General features: G+C 38.1%; 20 protein-coding genes and 3 pseudogenes. 15 read left to right on the top strand and 8 right to left on the bottom strand.

The window, feature by feature from the left end; all coding sequences use genetic code 11:
• Positions 1-2: 2 nt before the first annotated feature.
• Positions 3-1478 (bottom strand): MMPL family transporter, encoded by a 1476-nt coding sequence (locus tag NBRC111893_RS10905; protein ID WP_225417461.1) that lies wholly within the window; start codon positions 1476-1478, stop codon positions 3-5.
• Between the two features lie 142 nt (positions 1479-1620).
• Here NBRC111893_RS10905 and NBRC111893_RS01110 point away from each other — a divergent pair, with 142 nt between their 5' ends.
• From NBRC111893_RS01110 to trxA, 3 genes and pseudogenes are all read left to right on the top strand, one after another.
• Complete coding sequence (locus NBRC111893_RS01110; protein ID WP_125007680.1) at positions 1621-2601, top strand: choloylglycine hydrolase family protein; 981 nt, start codon at positions 1621-1623, stop codon at positions 2599-2601.
• A 44-nt stretch (positions 2602-2645) separates the two neighbouring features.
• Positions 2646-3399 (top strand): annotated as a pseudogene (locus tag NBRC111893_RS01105) (TerC family protein).
• A complete protein-coding gene (gene trxA, locus NBRC111893_RS01100; RefSeq protein WP_125007679.1) occupies positions 3374-3706 on the top strand; it encodes a thioredoxin in 333 nt (110 codons plus the stop codon). The pseudogene NBRC111893_RS01105 and the gene trxA overlap by 26 nt, the downstream one beginning before the upstream one ends.
• 102 nt (positions 3707-3808) lie before the next feature.
• Here the strand turns inward: trxA and NBRC111893_RS01095 are convergent, their stop codons facing one another.
• Positions 3809-4138, bottom strand: coding sequence for a hypothetical protein (locus NBRC111893_RS01095; protein WP_225417460.1), 330 nt, complete (start codon positions 4136-4138; stop codon positions 3809-3811).
• Between the two features lie 74 nt (positions 4139-4212).
• Here NBRC111893_RS01095 and NBRC111893_RS01090 point away from each other — a divergent pair, with 74 nt between their 5' ends.
• From NBRC111893_RS01090 to apf, 3 genes and pseudogenes are all read left to right on the top strand, one after another.
• Entirely contained in the window at positions 4213-4773 is a 561-nt protein-coding gene (locus NBRC111893_RS01090) for a GNAT family N-acetyltransferase (RefSeq protein WP_225417459.1), read from the top strand.
• A gap of 307 nt (positions 4774-5080) precedes the next feature.
• Positions 5081-6474, top strand: a pseudogene (gene nhaC / locus NBRC111893_RS01085) (Na+/H+ antiporter NhaC).
• A 192-nt stretch (positions 6475-6666) separates the two neighbouring features.
• Complete coding sequence (gene apf / locus NBRC111893_RS01080) at positions 6667-7272, top strand: aggregation-promoting factor (RefSeq protein WP_160114424.1); 606 nt, start codon at positions 6667-6669, stop codon at positions 7270-7272.
• Between the two features lie 104 nt (positions 7273-7376).
• On the opposite strand, the gene NBRC111893_RS01075 is transcribed toward apf, so the two are convergent.
• Both NBRC111893_RS01075 and NBRC111893_RS01070 read right to left on the bottom strand, forming a co-directional pair.
• Positions 7377-9098 (bottom strand): YhgE/Pip family protein, encoded by a 1722-nt coding sequence (locus NBRC111893_RS01075; RefSeq protein ID WP_125007677.1) that lies wholly within the window; start codon positions 9096-9098, stop codon positions 7377-7379.
• Positions 9059-9535 carry a YhgE/Pip domain-containing protein gene (locus NBRC111893_RS01070; RefSeq protein WP_125007676.1) on the bottom strand — a complete coding sequence of 159 codons (477 nt, stop codon included), beginning with the start codon at positions 9533-9535 and terminating at the stop codon, positions 9059-9061. Before NBRC111893_RS01070 ends, NBRC111893_RS01075 begins: the two co-directional genes overlap by 40 nt.
• A gap of 141 nt (positions 9536-9676) precedes the next feature.
• Here NBRC111893_RS01070 and NBRC111893_RS01065 point away from each other — a divergent pair, with 141 nt between their 5' ends.
• The 3 genes from NBRC111893_RS01065 to NBRC111893_RS01055 are packed head-to-tail and all read left to right on the top strand — an operon-like array spanning position 9677 to position 12541.
• On the top strand, positions 9677-10372 hold the full coding sequence (locus NBRC111893_RS01065) for a D-alanyl-D-alanine carboxypeptidase (protein WP_125007675.1): 696 nt from the start codon (positions 9677-9679) through the stop codon (positions 10370-10372).
• Between the two features lie 16 nt (positions 10373-10388).
• Entirely contained in the window at positions 10389-11282 is an 894-nt protein-coding gene (locus NBRC111893_RS01060; RefSeq protein WP_125007674.1) for a YhgE/Pip domain-containing protein, read from the top strand.
• Complete coding sequence (locus NBRC111893_RS01055) at positions 11279-12541, top strand: YhgE/Pip domain-containing protein (RefSeq protein WP_160114423.1); 1263 nt, start codon at positions 11279-11281, stop codon at positions 12539-12541. The genes NBRC111893_RS01060 and NBRC111893_RS01055 overlap by 4 nt, the downstream gene beginning before the upstream one ends.
• Positions 12542-12604: 63 nt before the next feature.
• Here the strand turns inward: NBRC111893_RS01055 and NBRC111893_RS01050 are convergent, their stop codons facing one another.
• A complete protein-coding gene (locus NBRC111893_RS01050; protein ID WP_125007672.1) occupies positions 12605-13576 on the bottom strand; it encodes a GMP reductase in 972 nt (323 codons plus the stop codon).
• A 24-nt stretch (positions 13577-13600) separates the two neighbouring features.
• A complete protein-coding gene (locus NBRC111893_RS01045) occupies positions 13601-14884 on the bottom strand; it encodes an adenylosuccinate synthase (RefSeq protein WP_125007671.1) in 1284 nt (427 codons plus the stop codon).
• Between the two features lie 232 nt (positions 14885-15116).
• On the opposite strand from NBRC111893_RS01045, the pseudogene purB reads away from it, so the two are divergent.
• Both purB and NBRC111893_RS01035 read left to right on the top strand, forming a co-directional pair.
• A pseudogene (purB, locus tag NBRC111893_RS01040) lies at positions 15117-16408 on the top strand (adenylosuccinate lyase).
• A gap of 573 nt (positions 16409-16981) precedes the next feature.
• Positions 16982-17827, top strand: a complete 846-nt coding sequence (locus NBRC111893_RS01035) for an alpha/beta hydrolase (RefSeq protein WP_125007670.1) — start codon at positions 16982-16984, stop codon at positions 17825-17827.
• A gap of 50 nt (positions 17828-17877) precedes the next feature.
• Here NBRC111893_RS01035 and NBRC111893_RS01030 read toward each other — a convergent pair whose 3' ends face one another.
• Both NBRC111893_RS01030 and NBRC111893_RS01025 read right to left on the bottom strand, forming a co-directional pair.
• On the bottom strand, positions 17878-18534 hold the full coding sequence (locus NBRC111893_RS01030; RefSeq protein ID WP_125007669.1) for a DUF6198 family protein: 657 nt from the start codon (positions 18532-18534) through the stop codon (positions 17878-17880).
• A gap of 49 nt (positions 18535-18583) precedes the next feature.
• Positions 18584-18775 (bottom strand): hypothetical protein, encoded by a 192-nt coding sequence (locus NBRC111893_RS01025; protein ID WP_125007668.1) that lies wholly within the window; start codon positions 18773-18775, stop codon positions 18584-18586.
• Between the two features lie 156 nt (positions 18776-18931).
• On the opposite strand from NBRC111893_RS01025, the gene NBRC111893_RS01020 reads away from it, so the two are divergent.
• From NBRC111893_RS01020 to NBRC111893_RS01005, 4 genes are all read left to right on the top strand, one after another.
• Complete coding sequence (locus NBRC111893_RS01020) at positions 18932-19174, top strand: hypothetical protein (protein WP_125007667.1); 243 nt, start codon at positions 18932-18934, stop codon at positions 19172-19174.
• 169 nt (positions 19175-19343) lie between these two features.
• On the top strand, positions 19344-20858 hold the full coding sequence (glpK, locus tag NBRC111893_RS01015) for a glycerol kinase GlpK (protein ID WP_125007666.1): 1515 nt from the start codon (positions 19344-19346) through the stop codon (positions 20856-20858).
• Positions 20859-21015: 157 nt separating this feature from the next.
• Positions 21016-21768, top strand: a complete 753-nt coding sequence (locus tag NBRC111893_RS01010; RefSeq protein WP_125007665.1) for an ABC transporter ATP-binding protein — start codon at positions 21016-21018, stop codon at positions 21766-21768.
• 18 nt (positions 21769-21786) lie between these two features.
• Positions 21787-23616 carry an FtsX-like permease family protein gene (locus tag NBRC111893_RS01005; protein WP_125007664.1) on the top strand — a complete coding sequence of 610 codons (1830 nt, stop codon included), beginning with the start codon at positions 21787-21789 and terminating at the stop codon, positions 23614-23616.

The raw sequence follows: 23616 nt of genomic DNA, 5'->3' as shown, positions 1-23616 counted from the left end.
GGCTAGTTGGCCCGTCGCTTGTTTGGTATCAAGGCGATGGCTTGTAATTGGTTAGCAACGTAATATTTCTCAATTGGCATTCCACCTGGTTGAGTTAATGAGTAAACTGAATCAACATGGTTGGTTGCTTTTAATTTGGTTGTTAAGGTATCCAAGGCACCTAGATTTTTCTCGGTATTAATAGGTGAGGTACTTTGAATGTACACGGTGACGGGGGTCGATTTACCAGGCGTAAAGTGCGCATTAAGGGTTTGAGCTCCTTTAATTGCTTGATTCTGCTGAGTTAAGTTAGTCATTGGTGAATAATTCAACCGATTATTAAAGAAGTAAATGAATGGTAGCGTTAAGTAGAGTACTAGCAATAAACTTGCAAATGGTTGCCACATTGAAAAGGCAGCTGCTTTTTCGAAGTACTTGGAATTACCAATTTTGCCAGATGATGGACTTGGCCAGAAGATGCTTTCACCTAATGCAGCCATGAAGACTGGTAATAAGGTTAGGGTCGCTAAGATTAGGACAATATAGGCAATTGCAAGCAAGGATAGTGACTGAATCTCACTGAATTTAATGAAGCTAGTGCAAGCAAAAATAATGGTTAAAACTAAACCGACAATGGTGACTGGAAAGCGGATGTCCGCAATTGTTTGTTTGGTGGAATAGTGAGATTCAGGCTGGCTTTTCAGTAGTTCACCAAAGCGTCTCAGAATATAGATGTTCCAAATGGTCCCAATAACTAAAGTGGCGATACCAAGTTCTAGAACAGAATACTCTGAGAATGGCCAATTAAAGTGTTCAGCCAAGTGCAAACTTAAACTATAGGTAGTAACGAATGATGAAAATAATACTACAAATGAAATTAAGGCAGCAAAGATTGAACGTAAATAAATACCAATGATTAACGTTGAGGCAATAAATAAAGCAATCAAACTAATCTTAGTAACTTGAGCTATCTTAGCGTTGTTAACGTCTCTAACAATTTGAGGACTAGTTACATAAGATTTTAGACCAGCTATTCTGGCTTGATCGGTCAATTGGTCGGTTAATACGCGAAGGCTATTTCCATTAGCATTAATTTGGATAGTGGCCATTTCTGTAGAACCATCTTTGGAAACCATAGCTGGTTTTCCTTGTAAATTAGTATCAATAGTAGTTATCTTTTTGATATTGTAATATGATTGGTGCTTAATTAGTGAAGCTAACTGATTGTTAATTTTTTGTTGTTGTTTGTCAGTTATTTTTTGGTTGGGATTTTGATACACCAAATTCATGGTAATCGTCCCCTTCAGGTTATATCCCCATTTACCCTGAAGTTTTTCGGCTTTAACTGGTTGCGAGCTTGTGGCTAATGATGGCTCATTATACTGCTGGATTGTGTTGGTAATATTGGGAGCAGAAATGATTGCAATCAAGACGACTATCAACCATACTATTAGCGTAAATATGCGATTGTTATGTAAGTTTTTTATAATTTGCTTCATATTTAATCGGTCTCCTAGAATGTTTATAAAAATAACTACTATATAAGAATACCATTTAAAACTAGAGCACTTAAGTAAATTTTGATAATCATGAAAAAATTATAACGAATTAATTAAATATTAAGAGTTGGGGGAGAGTAATTTGTGTACGAGCATATTTCAAATTGGTCAAAAAGATGGTACCCACGTGCTTGCCAGGACGATGGATTGGCCAAGGTTAGGAGCTAAACCCGTTGCAGTTCCTAGGCATTTTCATTGGCAATCAGTATTTGATAATCATGAGTTTATCAGCAGATACGCGGTTTTAGGATCTGGCGGTCAACATGACCATGAAATTGATATTTCTGATGGCGTGAATGAATATGGTTTGGCAGTGCAAAAGTTGACTTTTACAAATGGTTCAGAGTTAACTGTTGAACCAACTGATGATAAGGTTCACTTGGCCCCATTTGAATTATCCTACTATTTATTGTCAACATTTAAATCAGTTGCTGAAATTATTGATCACATAGAGCAAATTGAGTTGATGGCTGATAAGTATAGTTTAAAGAAGTATGGCCATTCCGAACTTCATTTCGCAGCAAGCGATCCAACTGGTCGGATTGTGGTTATTGAACCAGTTACTCATCCAATTGAAGTGATCGATAACCCCTTAGGTGTGGTGACTAACTCTAATCATTTCCAGCGCCAGTTAGATCGATTGGGTGACTATGTTGAGTTTACAGATGATTTTAATAATCATACAGTTCCACTGAACACTGCGCGGGTGACGACAGGAAATGCTTCTGGGAAGATGACACCACCTGGTTCATATACTCCGGGATCACGTTTCATTCGGGCGGCCTATTTAAAGGAAAGAATTGATTTACCCGATGATGAGGCTGGAGCAGTGGATAATTGCTGGCACTTATTAGATTCAGTTAATGTGCCTAAGAGTAGTGAACACCAACCGACATATTCGGTTTATCGGGCCGCAGTTTGCTGTGAAAGTCGAACTTTATACTATCAAACGTATTCTGAAAAACAAATTATCAAGATAAAATTAACGGATGAAATGATTACAGCAGAAAGTCCCCGTTTTTTTGAAATCGATGATAGAATAAACTTTACAGAAATTAAATAGTCTAAATTACGATAATCTTCAATTATTGAGGAGGAATTTTTTCATTGGGCATACTTGAGGAATTATATGGGCCATTTTTTGACTTACACAATTGGGAAATGGTTATTACGTCTTCATCAGATTGGTTGATTATATTTTCGCTAGTGATAATTGAGTGTTTGTTGTCAGTAGATAATGCGGTGGTATTAGCTGCCCAAACTCAGGTATTACCAACTAAAAAGCCAGCGGGAAAAATCATTATTTTACGGTTTGTGGGGCGCTTATGTATTTAGGTTTCTAATCATCGGGGTGGGGACTTTCCTAATTAACTTTTGGGAAATAAAAATCATCGGTGGTTTGTACTTGCTATACTTGGTTTGGTCGTATTTCCGTAAGACCAAGGTGGTTCATACTCGCAAGCTAAAGCAAAAAGGCAAACTTTCACTGTTTTGGTCAGTGGTTATTCAAATTGAATTTATGGATATTGTCTTTTCAATTGATTCCGTCTTATCATCATTAGCAATTTCAGATAATCCAGTAATTGTTTTAATTGGTGGGATGATTGGAATATTAGCGATGCGGGGTGTTGCTGAAGTGATTATGAAACTGATGGCAAAAATACCGGAATTACAGCCAATGGCGTACATTTTAATCGCGTTAATTGCAATTAAGTTGATGTTATCCATCCCTGCCATTGATATTGAAATTCCCGCCACATGGTTTGGATTGGTGGTTGTGTTGGCTATCGTAATTACAATGATAATTCATTACATTAGAAGGAGTCAGAATAAACATGAGCGTAACGATAACGCGGGATAACCTTAATCAGGAAACTGATAATGAGCTTACAGTGATTGATTTTTGGGCCCCTTGGTGTGGTCCTTGTAAAATCATGGATCCAGTTTTAGAAACATTGGAAACTCAATACGAGGGTAAAATTCATTTTGGCAAGATGAATGTTGATAGTAATCAAGATATTGCTGAACAGTATAAAGTTATGAGTATTCCTAGTTTAGTAATTTTTAAAAATGGTAAGGCTACTGAAAAGGTTACCGGAGTTTATCCCAAAGAAAAGTTAGCTGCTTATTTAGATAAAAAACTAGCAGAGACAAATTCAGAAAAATAATTAAAAACAGGTCCAACGTATTGCGTTGGACCTGTTTTTAATTATTCATAAGGCTTTATGCCTTGCTCTGTAGCCTTTTTTTGTAGCTCTTGATCAAGCTTATCAAGATTTTGAAGGGAAAAAGGTAAATAATGGACTAAAAGGTTGGTGCTTGTCAGGATTTGGAATATCTTGGCTTTGTTTCATATTTGGCAATAATGTTGCTAGATCAGTTTTGGTCATATGTAACTGACGTGCGTTATACAGCATGCGGCGAAAGACTAAGTTTTTAAAGCAGATATAATAGATAATCAAGGCAGCAGCAATATACCAAAATACAGTCCAGGTAATACCTACTCTGGCTGGCGATAGTAAATTAAATCCGAATGTGATAACAGCAAAAATACAGTATGTTAAAATACCTATAAGTGTCCATCTGGTTTTAGCTTTCATGGTGGGATACCTGCTTTCAGTTAATGTTTAATGATAATTATATATCAATAGTATTTATACAGATAGAGAGATGAATGGATTTGCAATATACGATTGAAACGGCAGTTCCGGGTGATCATCATAGAATTGATGAGGTAATTGCTAAAAGTTACGGTAATGGTAGTGAAAATCACGATGGTGATGAAGTCGCGATGGTTAATCGCCTTCGAGGATTTTCAAAGTATCGCGATGATTTTGAAGTTGTTGTTAAAACGACCGGTGGCGATATTTTAGGTCATGCAATGATGATTGAAGTAATGGTTGGGGATAATGCCAAGCCATTTTCAATCGCCTCGATCGTTGAGTTAAGCGTGGTTCCAGAATATCAAGGACATGGCATTGGCCAACAAATTTTGATGGAAATCGAAGCCCGGGCTCGCTTAGCTGGTTATCGAGCAATGAGCGCCGTTGATTTTAGTGAATTCTTTACCCAAAATGGTTACATTTTTGCTGACAATTTTAATATTCATTCAACGTTGCCAATCAATTTAAATGCTAATCTAATTAAATTACTGTATGATGGGGCCTTATATAATAAGGGTGGCAAGGTTTATTATCCACTTGAATTCTTTAAAGAACGGCAATTAGAAGTATAGTTGACGTTCAAAATTTTTAATGGTATTATTCTAATCATATTAATGACGACTCCACATTTAAGTAGTTTAATTGTCTGGGTGTAAGAAAGCCGGTGGGTGATGCGAACCGGTCAGGGCGATTAAATCAAATACCGTGGGGGTCATTCGGAAAATAACTAGAACCGTTACCATCTAGTGAGTGAGTCGGTTTATTTGGCTTAATTTGGGTGGTACCACGGATATCAATTCGTCCCTACTGTAACGTTTGTTGCAGTAGGGACTTTTTTTATCTAAAAAACTAGTTAACCACATTTTGGAGGGAATAGATATGGAAGAACAAAGTAGTCCGCGAGTTAGTCTCGCCGAAGGTGCAATTATTTTAATTGTGATGTTACTAATTATGGGAGTTAGTGTGATTAAGCTCGCTTTAGCCCCTGAGATTCCAATTTTGTTAGTTATTTTTTTATTAATTTGTTGGGCCAAGGCCCGGAAGATTTCTTGGAGTTCAGTAAATGATGGAATTGTTAATGGTATCCAAACCGGGATTATTCCAATCTTTATTTTTATTTTTAATTGGAATCCTAATTAGTACTTGGATTGCCTCAGGAGTAATTCCATCATTAATGGTCTTTGGTTTTCATTTGATTTCTGCCAAATGGTTTTTGCCATCTGTCTTCATTGTTTGTACAATTGTCGGGACGGCCATTGGAAGTGCCTTTACCGTTATCTCAACGGTTGGAATTGCCTTTATGGGGATGGGAATCACAATGGGAATGAACCCGGCAATGGTTGCTGGGGGCAATTATCTCAGGAGCAATTTTCGGGGATAAGACATCACCATTATCGGACTCAACTAACTTGGCTTCTGCAGTGGTCGACGCTGATTTATTTGATCATATAAAAAACTTGATGTGGTCAACGATTCCGGCCTGGTTAACTTCATTTGTTGTGTTTATGTTTATCGGCCAAAGTGGTAAGGAACTTTCAAGTCAGACAATTAACTCGACTGTAAATTCGTTAACGAGTCACTTTAGCGTTTCCGGCTGGGCATTCTTACCAATTGCATTGATGTTTATCTGTGCGTGGATCAAAATTCCGGCTATCTTTACGTTGTTTATTAACATAGTTGTCGCAACAGGAATGCTCTTTATTTCAGCTCCAAGCACCAAGATTGCTGAAGTAGTTAACATTATGAGTAATGGATTTGTTTCCCATACAGGCAACCAAGCCGTTGATGCTCTGCTAAGTCGTGGGGGAGTGGCCTCAATGATGGCAACCGTTAGTTTGATTATCTGTGCATTAGCATTGGGTGGTTTATTAATGAAGTTTGGCATTATCGATTCAGTGATGGTGCCATTATCAAAACGCCTAAAATCAACTGGGTCACTAATTTTAGCAGTTATTTTAAGTGGAATTGGGGTAAATATCTTTGTTGGTGAACAATACTTATCAGTAATTTTGCCAGGGAATGCTTTCAAATCAACGTTTGAAAAGCAGGGGCTTGCCGCAGTTACTTTAAGTCGGGCGCTAGAAGATGGTGGAACGGTCATTAACTACTTAATTCCCTGGGGCGTGGCTGGAGTTTTCGCAGCTAATGCATTAAAAGTTTCCACATTAAGTTATTTGCCTTTTGTAATCTTCAGTTTAGCATCACCAATTTTTTCAATTTTAAGTGGTTACACTGGAATTGGAATTAAGCGAAGTGGGGACCAAGCGAAATAATGGGCCACGTATGGATTGAAAGTGGTATCAGGAACCTAAAAAGATAAGATTATTGTTGCAAACTGGTTACACACATGACAAAATAGGCGTTTTTTTTAACATTAGCGAAATTTTATAGTAATAATTACCCTGTAGTATGTTGTCCGTTGTTCTTAAAAAGGCAACTAACATCTAGCTATAGGAGTGTATGTTTTGAAGAAATTATTTTCTATTATTTTCGCAGCGCTTGTTGCAGTACTCTTCCTCGGAGGCTTCACCGCCGGAGAGGCAACGACCGTTACGGTTCAGTCAGGCGATACCCTTGATGGGATTTCAAAGAGATTCGATGTTTCCGTTGATTCGATTAAAGAAGCCAACAACCTTGAAGGAAATTTAATTAAGGTTGGACAAAAGTTGAATGTTTTAGCTGGGAATAAGCAAAGTAATGCTACAAAGGCTCAACCTGCCAAAAAAGTTCAAGCCATAAATGAACAAGATTCAAAGAATACGCAGCCAGCAGTAGCACCAAAGGTTAACACTTATAACCAAACTGCCGCCGTTTCAGTCAAAGTTGCGGAACAGCTGGCTGAACAAGCCCATGAAGGCTCACCAAAAGCTTGGATTGCTTATCATGAGTCAAGAGGTTCATATGGGGTTACTAATGGTAAATATATTGGTAGATATCAATTAGATGCTGCGTATTTAAATGGTGATTTTTCACCAGCTAACCAGGAAAAGGTGGCTAATAATTATGTTCAAGGTCGCTATGGTTCTTGGAGTAATGCTAAGTCATTTTGGGAAGCCCACGGCTGGTATTAATCTAGTATTAATATAGAAGCAAAAAATTTAATCGCGCGCTATTTAGTGCAAAAAAGTTACGTTCACATTTAGTGAGCGTAACTTTTTTGTTTTATAACAATATATTATTCTCCAATGCCGGTTTCCCTGAATGCCCGGACCAATTTATCAGAAATCTTAACGATGCGAATTTTAAGAATGGATCCAATCAAAATGGCAATTGCGGACATAACCGTCAAGAAGAAAAAGTCAACGGTTAGACTTGATATGTTAATTCCACCAATCACTTCTCTGAATGCTCCCACTCCATAGGTAAAGGGGAACAATGGTTGAATAATTCTAAAGAATAATGGATTTAATTGGACCGGATACATGGCCCCACTACCGGCTAGTTGCAATGCAACTAAAATCACCATTAGTGCCGTTCCTAAGTTACCTAGAAGTGAGGCCGCAGTGTAGATCATAGTGGAGAAGGTTATTGAAACGAACGCTCCTACAATAAAGATCATAAACATATTGGTAACTTGGACATGCAATACGAAGATAGCTGATGTAATAATGATGAACGTTTGGATTAAAGACAACGTCCAGAACAAGAGCATTTTACCAAAATATTCTTCATGGTGAGTAATTGATTTAAAGCGTTTCTTGCGAGGAACTGTGGTTTTTAATACAGAAATTAGCATGGTACAACCAACCCAAACGGAAACGGCCATATAACTTGGCGCAAACGCCTCACCGAATGTCGCCACCCGATAGATTGATTCGCTTTTAACATTGAATAAGGTGGTTAGGTCGCTAGCCATTAGTTTTGGATCACTTTGGAGAATACTTAAAATTTTGGCAATGTCGCCATCACTGGTTAGCTTCAGCTGGCTACTGATTTTAGCAATGTCATCTTTATAATCGGTTAGCTGTTTAGCTAACTTATTAGCCGAGTTGGCGATTAGCTTGTTACCAGAAATGGCGTTGTCTAGTGCTTGGTTATTAAGTTGTTTAACCCGGTTAAAACTACCTAAAATCGCACTAGTTTGGCGCGAACTATTAATCATACTAGCAACGGCGCTATCGATTGCAGCTGATGCGTTATTAATAGAAGTGTTTAAGCTGGATCCGAGATTCTGATTAACCCGCTGATTAGTTTGAATCGCACGGGAAGTAGCTGATTGAAGTGCGGCAGTGGAACCATTAGTTGATGATTGTAATGAACGAATTGCTGACGATTCTGAACTTAACCGATTGTTAGCAGTCGTTAATTGGTTACTAAGACTATTGATTTGCGGGTTACTATTATCAAATGCACTTAAGAATGCGGAAAGAATTTTAGTCTGTGATTGCAGTACATCAATTTCTGACTTTGCTTCTTGAGCTAACGAATTGACGCGAGCCCGATTATTCTGGTTCACTGCTCGATTTAGTTGACCATATAGTTGATTCAATCTGGTCTGTCGGGCGGTTACTTGATTTATGTTATCCTTAATATTATCAGCAGCGGAGTTTAGTGAACTTCTTGCTGATTGCAATCCTGAACTGTTGAGTTCTGAAATGCTTTGTAAGGTATTATTTCCCTGGGTGGCTGAGTTAAAAGTTTTTAATTCCTCAAGGGCAGTGGCCATTCCACTGGCGGTGCCATTAATAGAGGTAAGGGAATTGGTTGCTAAGTCCATACCATCATCTAACGCAATAATCAGGTCTTTAAGTTGAAGAATATTGGCTTGGTTATTGCCAAGCTTGTTACCGACTTTGTTTAAATACGAGAAAACTGTTTCGTTTATTTGATAGACGAATTTATTTTTAATTTGCGTAACTAAAGTTTGCGCAGCAGTTTCAGTAATTTTAATTCCCATTGGACTATTTTGGTGTTAGTTTTAAACACTACGGTCGCCCGTTGGGGATTGGCTGAGGCAATGCTAGTTAATTTAGCCGAGAAGTTTTTCGGAATGATGATTTCAGCATAGTACTTCCCTTGCTTTAATCGGTGTTCAGCGGTATCTTTATCTACAAATCGCCAACCAATTTTATTGTTTGAATGCAAAGTTTTGATTACTTGGGTGCCGAAGTTTATCTGTTGATTGTTCAAGTTGGCTCCTTGGTCTTCATTGACCACTGCCACTGGAATACGGCCGGTTTCTTGGGCGCTATATGGGTTCCAGATTGCCCCCACATTGATTAATGTGTATAAACTTGGGAGGACACAAAGCGCTAAAATTGTTAATAACGCCGCCTTGTTCTTTAAGATTGCTCTTAAGTCTCGTAAGTAGATTGAACGGATGTTTTTGATCATTAATTAAAACCTCGGGATTCTAAACTATTAAATAAGGTATTGTTCATTCGACAATTGGGTTATATTATATAGTAATGCATACGTTAACTATTAACAAGCGCCATCTAATTTAGGCGATTAACTAAAAATGAGGTGAACTTTTTGGATAAGAAACGAATTATCAGAAACATAGTATTGTTCTTTAGTGTATTGGTTGGAGTCGGTGGCTTGCTCACTGTTTCAGCTAATGCTAAGTCAAAGGGTGCAACAGTCTTACGGAACACCAAAATTTCAAAGACCAGCAACCGGGCAGTGAGTGGGTATATCTATACGTCTGCCAAATTAACTAAAAAAGCTCATAATGCTGATAACTATCCTCGAACTACATTTTACACTTATCGTTCAGCAACTGTAAGAAAAGCTAATGGAAATAAAGCTGTTTATTACTACGTTAAAAATGGCAATGGTAAGGTTAAGGGTTGGATTTGGCGTGGTAATTTAGTGCAACTGTTGAATTTTACCAAACAACGTGCGGAATTGCGAAGAATTATTTCACTAATCAATTCAATTTCAACTAAGAATCGTCAAAATGTGATTAAGTTACTTGAAACTATCAATAGTCACGATTCGATCGCTTCAGTAATTAGTAAGCTGAATACTTTATCAAAAACATTTAACAATTCAAGCGATGTTAAAAAGATTCAAGAAATTAACAAGATCTTGCTAGAAGACGGTAAACAGATCATTCAATTAACACAATCATTAATCAATAAATCATATACAACAATTCAAAGCATTCACCAAGTCACTCAACAGGTTGTTAATTTTGTGAATTTCATTTTGAACCTGTTACCATAAAGAAGTTTGAGGAACTATGACAACTATTTTTAAACTATTTAAAAACGACATTTCAAAAATTTTTCATAGTAAACCCGTCTTAATTACGATTATGGCATTTTGTTTAGTGCCCGCTTCTTATGCTTTATTAAATATTAAATCTTCCTGGGATCCTTACTCCACGCAAAATATTCGGCGGTTACCAATTGCCGTAGTTAATGATGACGAAGGGGGAGCCGTTAACGGTAAAAGTTTAAATATTGGTAAGCAAATCGTGGAACAGCTAAAGAAGAACCACGATGTAAAGTGGGTAATCACTAACGATTGGGCAGGTAATAATGGTCTTGATCAAGGAAAGTATTATGCCATGATCGAGATTCCTAGTGACTTCTCTGACCGACTGGCATCATTAGCCAGTAATAATCCGCAAAAGCCAACGGTGGTTTATAAATCTAATGAGAAGTTAAACCCGGCTGCGACTAAAATCACTAGTCAGGCTAAGGATTCATTAACTGAACAGATTAGGAGTAGTTTTACTCAATTGAGTGGTCGCCTAATTTTGAAACAGTTGAACAAAACAGGAGTTGACTTAAGTACTCATAAATCTGAAATCTTGGGAATTCGCGACACGCTTAATGATTCAATTTCGACCATTAAAAAGGCTGATAACCAGTTAAAACGGGTTAATAAGAATTCTCAAGACGTTAAAGCGTACTTGTCGACAGTTAAAAAGGGAATTCCGCGAGTTTCTCAGCAAATTGATGATTTAAGTAATGTTTTAACTCAGCAGCAAAATTTAATGAGTGCGGCGAAGACTAACGCGGATACTACTAAAAATAGTGTTAATAGCGCTTTGAATTCAATTCAAAATCAAGCAGATACGTTACAATCTGCAGTTGGCTCACTGAATGCCGAAGTTCACCTAGTGTGATTAAAAGCCAAGTCACAGCAACCCAAAATGCTGGTAATGCATTGGTTGCTGGTTTGAATAATGGGATTCGGGTGTTTGACGTTGTCGGTTCGATTATCCCTAGTAATAAGATTAATCAGTTAATCGTTGACTTTACAAATGCTAAGAAGAGCATTAAGCAAGAACAACGATATTTGGACCAACTCACAACTAATTTAAATAGTAGTAATCAATCCTCCGTCTCTGGTCTGATTAAGCGAATTAATCGAATAAATAATCAGATACAGGATAATTTAACTTTAGCGGCAGAGGAAGCAAACTCTGCCACAGCTAGTTTGGATGCGGTTGGGGATGCAGCTGATAGTAGTTCTTCACGGAATGCGCAACTGATTAGTTCATTGAAAGATGTAATACCTGAGTTAAAAGCCCTGCAGAGCGCTGGAAGTTCTATTAGTAGTCTTTCAATCAGTCGGGTCAATGATGTTCGAAACCGACTCGACGGCATTCAAGCGCAACTTAATGGTTTGGACAAGCAATTAAGTTTCATTAATAATAAGAACTTGGATCGATTAATTAAGTTGTTAGGTAGTGATCCAGATATTGCGAATATTTTGGCCACACCAATTAAGCTCCAAACTAAAGAGTTATATAACATGGGTTTGTTTGGATATGGTGCAACGCCATTCTATACGGTCCTATCAATTTGGATTGGAATCTTACTGTTAACAACATTTATTGCTTGGAAGTATCCACCTGGAAAAACGATGCGGGAAAATAAGATTTATTATTACCAAATCTATGGTGGTAAGTTCCTGCTGTACTTATCAATTGCCTTCACACAAACGCTGATTACTTTGACGGGAGAAATTCTATTATTGGGAATTCGACCAAGAAGTCTGTTAGCCTTTATCGGCATTGATTTCGTTACGGCATTAGTCTTTACCATGATTATCTTTAGTCTGGTATTTTCATTCGGAAATGTCGGAAAGGTTATCAGTGTTATTCTGATGGTTCTGCAAATCTTTGGAACTGGTGGATTATATCCATTGGAAGTTATTCCAAGTGGTTTAACTAACTTTGCTAAGTTTCTACCCTTTACGTATGCAATTGATGCATTTCGTGAGGCGATTGCCGGGCCAGATTGGGGAATTTACTTCCATGATTTATTAGTTATGCTGGCCTTTGGTCTGGGACTAATTATTCTTACGCCGATTACGCGCCGACTATTTAGAAAACCAATTCATGATCTTGAAACTGGCGTTGAAAAGTCAGAAATTTAATTACAAGTAATAAAAAGCCGTTCCCACGATGTGGGAACGGCTTTTTAATTTATTCAATTGGTATTAATCACCATTCATAATTGAATTCTTGACGATGACGTAATCAACCTTGGTAATATCTGCAAGTTGCTGACCACCAGCGTATGAGATAGATGATTGTAAATCTTCTTGCATTTCAGTTAATGTGTCTTCTAAGTGACCACGATAAGGGACTAACATTTGGCGACCTTCAACGTTCCGGTATGCGCCTTTTTGACGTTCGGAAGCTGAACCCCAGTATTGCTTGTACTTCTTACCATCAATACTGATTAAGTTACCAGGAGTCTCTTCATGACCAGCCAGCATTGAGCCAATCATTACCATGGAAGCTCCAAAGCGAATTGATTTGGCAATATCACCATTAAAGCGAATACCACCATCAGCAATCATTGGCTTTTTAGCGGCCTTTGAGCAAAGACGAAGGGCTGCTAATTGCCAACCCCCAGTACCAAAACCAGTTTTGAGTTTGGTGATACATGCTTTCCCAGGTCCAATGCCAATCTTTGTGGCATCAGCACCAGCGTTTTCGATTTCGCGAACGGCTTCAGGAGTGCCTAAATTACCAGCAATTAAGAAAGTTTCCGGTAACTGTTTCTTAATGTAATGGATCATGTCAATAACAAAATCTGAGTGGCCATGAGCCACATCAATCGTGATGTATTCAGGTTTAGCGTTTTCAGCCACTAGTTCGTCAATAAATTCATATTCGGCATCTTTGATACCAACACTAATTGAAGCGTAGAGGCCTAATGAATGTAGCTTTTTGACGAAATCTGTTCGGTTTTCAGGTTGAAACCGGTGCATGATATAAAAGTAGTCGTTTTTGGCCATCCAAATCGCTAGTTCTTCGTTCATTACAGTTTCCATATTGGCGGGAACCACTGGGATTTTAAAGGTTTTAGGGCCGAACTTAACGGAAGTATCAGCGTCATTTCGGCTTTTAATAATACACTTTGCGGGTACTAATTGAATATCTTCGTAGTCAAATGCTTCCATAATATGTTCTCCTCCGTGGTGGGGTTAATCCCAAACGTTGTTAACAATGTTAGTTTGATTTCGATCAGGGCCAACAGAAAATGTAGCATATGGGACGTTGACCAATTCAGAAATACGGTTTAAGTAATTCTTGGCGTTAACTGGTAATTCGTCGAATGTGTGACACTCAGTGATATCTTCATCCCAACCAGGAAGTTCTTCATATACTGGTTCACATTTATCTAACTCACTGAGACTGGCTGGATAATGTTCAATGATCTCACCATTAAGTTTGTAAGCAGTACAAATCTTTACAGTGCCAATCCCTGAAAGTAAGTCGAGGGAATTCAATGCCAGGTGGGTAAAACCACTAATCCTGGCTGAATGCCGCAAAACGACTGTGTCGAACCAGCCAATTCTTCGCGGACGATGAGTTACAACCCCATATTCATGGCCGACTTCGCGAATGTGGTCACCAATTTCGTCATGAAGTTCAGTTGGGAAGGGACCTTCGCCAACGCGAGAAGTGTAAGCTTTGCAAACTCCGATGACGTTATCGACTCGACTAGGACCAATGCCGGCCCCAGCCGAGACGCCGGCAGCACTTGCATTTGATGATGTCACAAAGGGGTAAGTTCCTTGATCAATGTCTAACATCGATCCTTGGGCCCCCTCGAAGAGGACATGTTGGTGATCGTCTAATGCATTGTTGATGACATATGAAGAATCGATCACGTGGCGCTTTATGCGATCAGCATAGTCACTGTATTCTTTGTAAATGGTATCGAAATCGAGTGGTTCAACACCATATAATTTAGTTAGTAATTCATTTTTAATTGTTAAGGTCGCTTTTAAACGTTTGTAAAATTCATCTTTATCGATCAAATCGGCAATTCTGATCCCGATTCGTTCGTATTTATCCATATATGCTGGGCCAATTCCCTTTTTAGTGGTTCCAATCTTGTTGCCCCGGTGTTCTTCTTGAAGTTCATCGAGGAGGGTGTGGTATGGCATTATGACATGCGCCCGGTTTGAAATTAATAAATTATCAACAGAAACGCCGTGGTCAATGAGGTAGTCCATTTCGGTAACTAATGATTTTGGATTAACAACGACACCGTTACCGATAATTGAAGTTTTGTCCTTGTCGAAGATTCCTGATGGAATAAGTTGAAGATGGAATTTTTCGTGGTTGAATGCAATGGTGTGGCCGGCATTATCTCCGCCTTGATAACGAGCGGTAATATCTGCATTTTGGCTAAAGAAGTCGGTGATTTTACCTTTTCCTTCGTCGCCCCATTGGCTTCCAACGATTACAATAGATGACATCTAAACACCTCTAAATTTTATTGCTGAGTAACTGACCCAGCAATTTATATGTTAGCAGGAGTAATCTTAATAATCAACCGTAAATGTTTACGATTATTATGTTATTCGATAAAAGCGTTCGCTTTTTAGCTGATAAAACGATTGATCAGTGTATTTATCGCCTTAATATAGATAAAACAAGAACTATATGTTAATATTGAGATATTAATATCGCAAGAGAAAGGGTTTAACTATGATTGATAGATATGCACGTCCAGAAATGAACCACATTTGGTCACTTGAGAACCAATATGCCGCTTGGTTAAAAGTCGAAATCGCCATTGATGAAGCTTGGTCTAAATTAGGTCATATCCCAGAAGCGGATGTTGTAAAGATTAAGCAGAACGCTAAGTTCGATGTTGATCGGATTGCCGAAATCGAAGCGGTCACGCACCATGATATCGTTTCATTTACGCGGAATGTGTCAGAGTCACTAGGTGAGGAACGAAAATGGATTCACTACGGCGTCACTAGTACTGATGTTGTTGATACTGCATATGGTGTACGAATTAAGCAGGCAGATGAAATTATTCGTCAAGATATTGCTGACTTTATGGAAGTTATCAAGGAAAAAGTCTATCAATACAAGGACACGGTCATGATCGGTCGAACTCACGGGGTACAAGCCGAACCGACCACGTTTGGTTTAAAATTGGCCCGTTGGTATTCTGAGATGAAACGAAATCAAGACCGTTTTGAAGCTGCAGCTAAGGAATTAGAAGTCGGGCAAATTTCTGGTGCAGTCGGAACATTTGCGAACGTTCCACCATTTGTTGAAGAATATGTTTGTCAATCGCTAGGAATTAGAAATCAAGAAATTACCTCTCAAATATTGCCCAGAGACTTACATGCTAACTACATTTCAACCTTGGCCTTAATTGCTACTGGTCTTGAGGAATTTGCAACTGAGATTCGTGGGCTTCAGCGGTCAGAAATTCATGAAGTTGAAGAACATTTTAATCCTGGACAAAAGGTTCATCTGCGATGCCGCATAAGCGAAATCCAATCGGATCTGAAAACATTTGTGGATTAGCTCGGGTTGTTAGGGGCCACGTAGTCACAGCTTATGAAGATGTTGCTCTATGGCACGAACGAGATATTTCTCATTCATCAGCGGAACGGGTCATTATTCCTGATACGTTGATGTTAGTGGACTATATGCTGCACCGATTTACGAAGATCGTAGCTAATTTGGATGTTTTTCCAGAAACGATGAAGAAAAATATGAACCGCACCTATGGCTTGATTTATAGTCAACGGGTAATGCTAAAACTAATTGATAGTGGGATGACTAGAGAAGAAGCTTATGATTTAGTTCAACCACTAACCGCTAAGGCTTGGGACGAACAAATCCAGTTTATTGAACTAGTGACGGCTAATGATAAGATTACGGCGCAGCTGTCACCAGAAGATATTGCAGACGCGTTTGACTACCACTACCATATTCGAAACGTAGATCAAATTTTAGAACGAGTTTTTGGATAAAAAAATAGCGATTCTTGGTAAGAAATGTCATTACCAGGAATCGCTATTTCTGTATAAATAAGGATAAAAAAAGATAAGACATGGGGGTGTCTTATCGCTTTGATTAAATATGTCTATATTCTGAGGGGAATATATATCGATGCAACAAGTTAATGGGGGATTAGCTTGTTGCGATATGGGGGGAGAAAGATAGATTACGTATAATCATCTTCTCTATGGTTTTAAATATACACAATAGGTGTTAACAAAAAACGACGAAAATGTGTTTTTTTGTGAAGATTGGCTTGGGCAAGTTTCCTGGCACAAAAAAAGATAAGACACGGGGATGTCTTATCTTCAAGATACCTATATTCTAGGGGAAGAATATGAATATAAAAGTAATAAATTAAAGGGGGATTTAATTTATATACCACACAGATGCACATGTGCCTCTGTTTCTTTAAAGGATAATAAAGACTAAATGTTGTTAAAATATGAACTAATTGTGAAGATTTTGTGAACTTGTGGATATCAGACAAAATTAGTGTTTCGTGGTATATTTATGTAAGCGGTATACCCTAGGAGGTGTAAGCTATGAGCTTTCGTTCGAAAAGATTGATACATAAAATGAAAATTAACCAATATAAAGCTGATATTTCACATCTGTTTTTAATGCCTAACCAGAAGCGTGATTGGTTAACCAACAACTTAGCGGAAAATGTCGATATACAGGAAATTGATAACGGACGGATTGTGACTTTTAATGTGGTTGAGAACCCAGATAATCAGCTAGTATATTTTCACGGTGGTGCCTTTACGGTGCCAATGAATGATGATCAACTCGGATTTATTATTAACTTAGCTCAAAAGACGAACTCTCAACTACAAATTATTGATTTTCCGTTGCTGTTATCCCACAAGGCAACTGAGCTGATTGATTTTTCTTTAAAGGCATTTGATGAATGTGATTTGATTGATTTGCCTATCAACTTGATTGGTGATTCTGCCGGTGCCTACTTAATGCTGCAAGTGGCTAGTCGAAGGGCACTTCAAATCAATAAAGTAATCGCAATCTCGCCATGGCTTGATTTAACACTAGCGAATCTTGCTGTCCAAAAACGTGAAGATGATGATGTGTTTTTGGAATTAGATGTTTTACAAACGATTGGTCAACAGTTTATCGATGGCTTGGATAATGGTGATGTGGTTGACCTGTTTAACGCTAACAATCTATCTGGTCTAAACTTAATTTTGTTTTATGGGGATAATGAAATGTTGGTCCCGGATAATGAACGTTTCATTAATGCCTTAAAACAAGCGGCTGAAACTGATGTCATGGTCGTTGAGCTACCGGATGCATTTCATGATTATATATTATGGCATAAGCTAAGAGAAACTAAGCAGACTAACAAACAAATTACTAAATTTTTGGTAAACTAAAAAAACGTTAAGCAGATTATCTGCTTAACCGTTTTTTATGTTTGGTGCCATTAAAGATCCACATGATGGGTTAATTTTGTGAAGGCATGCGTATCAGCCCATCCCATCATAGCGCCTTGAAATAAGAGCGCGAAGATTGTTCCAAATCCAACGGCATACGTTTTACCAGCTAAAAAGTAGCAAACTAAGATTACGAGTAATGGTGGCACATAGCTAGCCCACTGTGATAACACTGGATTTCCGTGGATGAATTTAAATCTGACAATATAAGCTAAATCATCATTAGGATGCATGATTAAATTAGCCCGCGAGTACATCGAAACAGCAACTGCGACCATGAACAATCCTAAAATATCTAATAGAATGCGGACTCCAAAATCAAGTTGTGGAATGCCGATTGCTTCATATAACATTTCGAATAGTGCAATGAGATATGAAAAGGGGACCGTAAATAGTAAGTTTGAAATAAATCGTCGACGATCAAATGATCCGAGGAGGAGTTGGTTAAGGATGGTGATGACAACTCCATATGCAAATAGGGTAGTTCCAAGCGATACCGAAATTAGTTTTGACAAATTTACTGCTGAGGCGGTCCATACCGCGCTTCCCAAGTTTGTTGAAATTGCTAGGGCATTTCCAGCTGAATTAATAATTAGGGATAGTCCAAGGTAATAAAGCCGTTGATTAAGGTCTTTGGTTTTTGCCATTGAGCGATTCTCCAGTTTTATAAGTTTTTACATTAGTGATTATAGGACACTAGCGGATTTGATTTTTATCAAAGGAAATTTTCGTGATTTGATTAGCAGGTCCCTTAATGAATAGTTCGGCATTTTGAATTCCCACTACAAGTCCGGAAATGTGGCGATTAGTTAGTTCAATAGATACCATTTGCTGATTTAGATAGGCATCCATAAGCTGACTTGTCAGTTGAGAAGATGTTGTGTTCATTATTATCACCTCGATAGTTAATAACTATTAAGTATAGTCCTTTTAGGAACAATGTAAATGTTCGCACCAATTTGATAAATAAAAGATATAAAGCGTTAACATTTTCGTTAAATAAGACTAAAGTAAAGAAGAATATATATTGTGGGAGGTTATACTATGACTGAGCGTCAAATGATTCAGGAAATATTAAATACGGTTGATGTGTTGTACGAATTTGAAAACACCGATGATGATAATAAAGAATACACAATTCTAGTTCATCGCCAAGATGGTGATAAGCGACCACTTGCTGATATTAATACTGAAATTAAAAAATACTTCCAAGAGGCCGATTATAGTTACAATGAGACCTTGAATCCTAGTGATGATACGGATATTTCAATTACGATCAAGCGATAATTGGTATAGTCAACTAAATACTGTTTGAATAGGCGTTTGAACGTTAGAATGTACTGTGGTATAGTTCATAGTATGTTCTTTGCGTGTAAACGCTTATTTTTCTGTTATCAAGGGATAATATGGTATTATTCAACTGAAACAGGTAACTAATGTTTGGAGGGGAAAGCGGATGTCAGCTTTAACTGATAAGGATAAATATGTACTATCAATTGACCAAGGTACTACTAGTACGAGAGCGATGATCTTTGATCAAAGTGGTCGAAAGGTAATTGAAGCTTACAAACCGGTTGAGCAAATCATTCCTCAAAGCGGTTGGGTTGAAACTGACCCTAATGAAATCTGGACGTCAGTGTTAAACGTGATTTCATCAGCGTTCATTGATGCAGGAATTCATCCCGAGGATTTAGCTGGAATTGGCATTGTTAATCAACGGGAAACCACAATTATTTGGGATAAAGAAACTGGTGAGCCAATTTATAATGCGATTGGTTGGCAATCAAAGCAAACTGCGAAGTTAGCTCAAAAGCTAAAAGATGATGGTTATAGCAATTTATTCCATAAAAAAACTGGATTAATTATTGATTCATACTTTTCAGCAACCAAAGTGCGCTGGATTCTTGATCAGGTTCCTGGCGCTCAAGAGCGAGCTGAAAAGGGTGAGTTGTTATTCGGAACGGTTGATACTTGGCTAGTTTGGAAACTAACCGGTGGCAAGCTTCACGTGACTGATATCTCAAATGCGAGCCGAACCATGATGTTTAACATTCATGCTTTGCGGTGGGATGATGATATTTTGAAGTTACTTAATATTCCAAAGGTAATGTTGCCAGAGGTTAAAACTTCTAGTGAGGTTTATGGAGTCACAGAAAACTTCCAGTTCTATGGCATTGAAGTGCCAATTGCTGGAATCGCCGGTGACCAACAGGCCGCTTTGATTGGTCAGTTAGCATTTGAACCGGGAATGGTTAAGAATACCTATGGTGATGGGGCGTTTATCATGATGAATACTGGTGAAAAGCCAGAATTGTCAGATGATAATTTGTTAACCACCATTGCCTATGATATTAATGGTCATCTAAACTATGCGCTCGAAGGTTCAATTTTCGCAGCGGGGACTGCTATGAGTTGGCTATCTGATAGCATGGGTTTAATCGATAACGTGCCTGAATCCCGTCAGGCAGCCATGAACTCAAGCGATGATGATGAAGTCTATGTGGTTCCTGCATTTAACGGGTTAGGAGCGCCTTTCTGGGATCAAAACGTTCGTGGATCGGTCTTTGGCTTGACCCGTGGTACAACGAAGAATGATTTTGTTAAGGCAACATTGCAATCTATTGCTTACGGAACTAAGGACATCATTGATACGATGGAAAAAGATACCGGCATGAAGATTCCTAGTTTAATGGCGGATGGTGGTTCTTCAAGAAATAGTTACCTAATGCAATTCCAAGCGGATATCTTAAACATCCCAATTCAACGGGCTCAAGATGAAGATACAACAGCGTTTGGTGCTGCGGTGCTTGCAGGATTAGCGGTTGGCTATTGGAATAGCGTGGATGAAATCAAAGAACAAATGGAAACTGGTCGACGGTTTGATCCTAATATGGATGATAAACGTCGAATTAAATTATATAGTGGTTGGCAGCAGGCAGTTAATGCTGCTCGGTCGTTTAAAATCGACTAATTAAATAAGTCATCATTAATTCTTAGTTGAAATTAATGGTGGCTTTTGTGTGCCGTCGCCCAGCAACATTATTTCAAACTAAAAGGTGGTTGACTTATCACTGTTGTACATGTATGGTTAATTACATAAGTAACGAACCAACACGGAGGATAAATTAATGACAAACAAAATTCTAACTACCAGCAACGTTCATAAAGTTTATGGTGAGAAAACTGAAAAGCCATACGAGGCCTTGAAAGGCATTACCTTTGAAGCCAATGAAGGAGAATTCGTTGGTATCATGGGGGCATCTGGTTCTGGAAAGACAACTTTGTTAAACATTTTAGCAACTTTGGACCAACCAACCAGTGGCCAAGTTGAGATTGGTGGTCAGGATGTAACTAAGTTAACCGCCAACCAAATGGCCGATTTTAGATCACAGCAACTTGGATTTATTTTCCAAGATTTCAATTTGATTGAAACTCTCACGGTTCGCGAAAATATTGGCTTGCCATTATCATTACAGGGAGCTAAGACTAAGCAAATTAAATTGGCGGTTGAGTTATCAGCTAATAAATTAAACATTGGCGACTTACTAGATAAATTTCCTAACCAATTATCAGGAGGCCAAAAACAACGGGTAGCTGCTGCCAGAGCCTTGGTAGCGGATCCTAAAATCGTGTTTGGCGACGAACCAACTGGAGCTCTTGATTCAAATAATGCTCGAGAATTGATGGAAACCTTACAGAATATTAACCAACAAGGGGTTTCGATTCTAATGGTGACGCATGATCCATTTTCAGCAAGCTTCTGTCAACGGATTCTATTTATTAAAGATGGTAAGATTGGCGAAGAATTAAAGGCTGATGGTCGCGATCGCCAAGAGTTTTACCGCGAAATTCTTGATAAATTGGGAACGTTTGAACAATAAACATAAGGAGATATCGAAATGTTATTTAAACTTTCACTAGCCGGAATTCGTTCGCGGTTTAAAGATTACTTAGTGCTGTTTTCTGGATTAGTAATGGCGTCAGCGATTTTCTACATGTTTGAGGCTATTTCAACTAATGATTCATTTGTGGAAAGCACTTCGGTACAAAGTGCTAAGTTCGTATTTATTTTCGGAGCGGTGCTACTTGCTTTGATTACATTAGTTTACGTTTCGTATGCGAATACATTCTTATTAACGATGCGTAAACACGATTATGGCGTTTTTATGATGCTTGGGGCTCGCCCAAGAAAAATCGGACTGTTGATTACTTTAGAAACGGTCATGATTGGTTTGATCAGTACAGTCATTGGTATTTTATTTGGAACCGCGATTACCAAATTGTTGAGTGGCTATTTGTTTGATAAGTTAGCCTTGCCCACAAGTGGTTTTCAAGCAATCTATCCTAAAGCTATTATTTACACGCTTGTTTTCTTTATGATTCTATTCTTTATTTCTGGGTTATTTAATCACCGCACATTTGTTAAGTCATCGGCTTTAGACTTATTAAAATCAGAATCAAGTACTAACTGGAAACGCCCCAAGAAAGTGGTTCTCTGGGTTGAAGCAGTCCTCGGAGTGATACTTTTAGCGGTTGGTTATCTATCAATGTATGAGATTCAGACTTTGAAGCTTATTGCGATTCCGCTTGCATTAGTCACAATTGTGTTGGGAACTTATTTCATCTTTAATTCATTTTTTGTAGCTATCCTAAATGGTTTACAAAAATCTAAGCTGGCAGCTAAGGGATTAAATACTTTTACAATCTCACAACTTAAATTCCGAATTAATGACTTTACTAAGATTCTTTCGGTTGTATCATTACTATTTGCATTAGCGTTAGGTGCCATTACGGTTGGAGTAGGATTCGCTCAACGTATTCCTGAAATTGCTCAAGCTCAGGGGGCTTATGCAATTGCAGTTAAGAATCCAAGTCACAAGATCAATCAATGGATTACCCAATTAGATGATAAGCAAGTTACTAATTACCAATATAAAAGAGTCGGCAATACGATTTACTTTGATGCGAATGGATTCAACCAAACGCCATATAAATATGTAGATGTTAAATCTAATAGTGATGGTGAAATGGATTTTGCCAAGACTAAAATCGTGACACTAACGGCTAGTCAGGTTAGTCATAACGACGAAGTTAAGAGTAGTTTGGCTCGAATGCTGCCACCAAAAGACCAATTTGCTAAATCATTTAAGTTAGTTAGCGAAACTCAATTTGCAACGTTAGCCACTCCAAGCAATAAGCTTCGATTAGTTCGAGTTAAGAGCATGGATGCGAACTACGATACCTTAAACAAGATTACAAATGAGCAAGCTAAACAAGTTGCTGATAAGAGTGGTATTCCATTTGGAGGGATTTTCTCAAATTACACTATTTTGAAATCACTACTTGGAAGCTTTGAATTTATCGGGATCTTTTTAGGAATTGCGTTCTTAGCCATGCTAGCTAGTTGTTTAATGTTTAAGATTCTCAGTGGTACCACGGCTGATGCTAGACGTTATGAAATGCTTAACAAAATTGGCGTTAGACGTTCGGTTGCTAAACGTTCAATTAATCTTCAAATCTTAGGATTGTTTGTGTTACCCGCAGTTTTAGGGATTATTGATGTAGCGTTTGGCTTGCAACTATTTATTAAGGGCGGTCTCCTTGATCAACCTTACCCGGTTTTTGGCTGGTCACTTATTGCATTTTTAGTTTTATATTGCGTATACTATATTGTCACGATTAAAATCTATCAGGGATTTGTAGTTCCGAAGACTAAAATTAAGAAGTAA

This window comes from Lentilactobacillus kosonis (genome assembly GCF_003864335.1).
GTDB classification, from domain to species: domain Bacteria; phylum Bacillota; class Bacilli; order Lactobacillales; family Lactobacillaceae; genus Lentilactobacillus; species Lentilactobacillus kosonis.
Note: the sequence above shows the minus strand (reverse complement) of the source record. Positions and strands in the feature narration are given on the sequence as shown.